Source organism: Mycobacterium sp. WUMAC-067, assembly GCF_020217485.1.
GTDB lineage: Bacteria > Actinomycetota > Actinomycetes > Mycobacteriales > Mycobacteriaceae > Mycobacterium.
The window spans coordinates 1-2,546 of sequence record NZ_JAEKMI010000128.1 but is presented as its reverse complement, the minus strand read 5'-3'; the positions used below and the strand labels follow the sequence as shown (position 1 = coordinate 2,546).

Here is a 2,546-nt window from a genome sequence, read left to right as displayed (position 1 = left end):
AGCGTTGTCGGTGCCGCAGACCTGGGCTTCGGCGGCCCCGGCAATGAGTTCTGCCGCGTCGGCGCTGCCCAGCGCCAGCCTGGCCACTGCCCCAGGAGCCACAGCGGGGGCTCCCGCAAGCATGCTCGGCGCGCCGCTGGCAACGATGGCCGGGCGCAGCATAGGCAACGTCGGCGAAACCGACCTTCGCTTCATGCCCCGCCTGACGGTGGTACCGCCCTCGGCGACTTTCGGATAGCAAAGGAGAGCACCAATTCGTTTTGGCAGGCGGCCATGACGCCGGCCACGTCGAGCAAAACTGATGATTTCCAGGTAAGGAGACACTTCAATGACTACACGATTTATGACCGAGCCGAACGAGATGCGGACCATGGCAGGCCGTTTCGACGTGCACGCCCAAACCGTCGAAGATGAAGCCCGCAAGATGTGGGCGTCCTCGCTGAACATTGCCGGCGCCGGATGGAGCGGGACCGCTCAGGCCGCGTCCTACGACACCATGGGCCAAACGAACACTGCATTCCGCAACATCGTCACCATGCTGCACGGGGTGCGCGATGGGCTGATCCGCGACGCCAACAACTACGAACAGCAAGAGCAAGCCTCACAGCAGATGCTAGGCAGTTAGGAGAACCGACGATGAGCATCAACTACCAATTCGGCGACGTCGACGCCCATGGCGCGCTGATCCGCGCCCAGGCCGCTTCCTTGGAGGCCGAGCATCAGGCCATCATCCGCGATGTGCTTGCCGCCGGGGACTTTTGGGGCGGTGCGGGTTCGGTGGCCTGCCAAGAGTTCATCACCCAGTTGGGCCGCAACTTCCAGGTCATCTACGAGCAAGCCAACGCCCATGGGCAAAAAGTCCAAACCGCCGGGGCCAACATGGCCTCCACCGACAGCGCCGTTGGATCCAGCTGGGCCTAGGACGCCCTCAGCCGCACCTCGATCGCATAGGTAACGCAAATCACGACTTGCGCATTGTCGTTCGATACTGCGCCCTTGCCCAGGGAGCTAGGCGAACTCGAAAGCTCTTGCTGGATCATGCCTCTGGAGGGTTCAGCCACATCGACATGAATGCCACAATGTAACGCAAGCCCGGCTGAAGACACGGCCGACTGGAGTGACGGCTTCGATACAGCTGCACCTGGCGGTCCCGAAGATGCCGCGCTCGTCAGTCAATAGGCGGGCGACAGACGCGCTGGCGACGACAAGGTCGTTACGGTTATCGCTCCAGCTGGACCAAGGTGGCCGCTGCGCCGGTGGGAGCGGATGGTGCTTTCAGATCGATACTGCGCCGGCAGGTTTCGTTAACGGTAATGATCGATCGGTCAAGATCAGCGCTTCGGGCGCCCCTGGACGTTGCAGCGCGACCCGCCTGCGCGGTACCAGGCATATTTGAGCAGCCCGCCATTGTTGTGCCTGTGAATTCGACGCCGTCTGTCCGCGACAGTACGAAGGCATCTCGTGCCTGGTATCCAGCTGAACGGTCTACGGATTTGGACGGAACCCAGCAGCCGACCGTCCACCGTTGCACCCATCGCAATGCCTGTCCTGCGAGCGCCTCGCCCTGACGTGGTTACCGGGGCCTGGCGCTGCGTGGACGCATCAGAGCGGCGAGGTCCTCGCGGCTGGCCGTGCAGGTCTTGGCCATCGCCTTGTAGATGTGGTTTTCGACGGTACGAACCGACAGCGTCAGTCTCGCCGCGATCTCACGGTTAGACAGCCCTTCACCGAGCAGCATCGCGATTTCTCGTTCGCGATCGGTCAGCGGCAAACGCTCGGCGGCCTGCCGAAGCGCCGGTGTGGTAGCGCCGCCGCACTGCTCGGCGAGCGCCTCGGCGCGCGTCGAACACGTCAACGCCGACCCGCGCTTGTCCTGCCGGCGGTACGCAATAGCTGCATGGGCCGCCGCGTCCAAGGCCGCAATCAGATCACCCCTGCGCTCGAATTCCTCTGACACCAACGCCAATACAGCCCCGTCCCCGGCATTAAGGGCCTCAGCGAATCGGGCCGCAACAGCTGCGCGCGGTCCTTCGACGATCGTTTCAAGCTCGCGCAAGCGCGGCGCACTGGAATGGTCACCAAACTGCACGGCGGTCTGTAGACACATTACTTCCGCGGCAAACTGCCCATTGGCGCCGGCGATCCCGGCAGCCGAGAGCGCAGTGGTGATTGCGTTGCTGACGCTGCCCTGGCAGGCGGCGACCCATGCACGAGCCAGCTCGTACTCGTAGTCGAGGTATCGCCAGCCTGGATGCCGCTGCTGGTCAAGTCTGGCAAGGGCAGCGACGGCCTCACTGGTTGATCCGCGCATAGCGAGCGCGATCGTGTGTGGGATCTGGCAGCGGTACCCCCATCCGTTGCGCTCGCCGGAGGCGACCAGCGTGTCGATGACGGGTTCAAGAAGCGCGCATGCGGCATCGAGGCGGCCCGCGCCAAGTGCAGCGCGAGCCGCGACGGGTGCACCGACTAACTGGCCCGGCCCTGGAACGTTGGCCACCCGCTCGCCCAGGAGTTCGGCCATACCCTGAGCTTGCGCTATCTGACCA

At 64.0% G+C, this 2,546-nt stretch carries 4 protein-coding genes; 3 read left to right on the top strand and 1 reads right to left on the bottom strand.

The window, feature by feature from the left end:
* Positions 1-10: 10 nt before the first annotated feature.
* The 3 genes from JF781_RS27745 (at position 11) to JF781_RS27735 (ending at position 921) form a co-directional block, all read left to right on the top strand.
* Positions 11-238, top strand: a complete 228-nt coding sequence (locus JF781_RS27745) for a hypothetical protein (protein WP_225341347.1) — start codon at positions 11-13, stop codon at positions 236-238.
* Between the two features lie 90 nt (positions 239-328).
* Positions 329-625 carry a WXG100 family type VII secretion target gene (locus tag JF781_RS27740; protein WP_225330289.1) on the top strand — a complete coding sequence of 99 codons (297 nt, stop codon included), beginning with the start codon at positions 329-331 and terminating at the stop codon, positions 623-625.
* Positions 626-636: 11 nt separating this feature from the next.
* Positions 637-921, top strand: a complete 285-nt coding sequence (locus JF781_RS27735; protein ID WP_008257405.1) for a WXG100 family type VII secretion target — start codon at positions 637-639, stop codon at positions 919-921.
* A gap of 652 nt (positions 922-1,573) precedes the next feature.
* Here JF781_RS27735 and JF781_RS27730 read toward each other — a convergent pair.
* Positions 1,574-2,546 (bottom strand): helix-turn-helix transcriptional regulator (locus JF781_RS27730; RefSeq protein ID WP_225330288.1); only part of this gene is annotated, 973 nt, incomplete at its 5' end.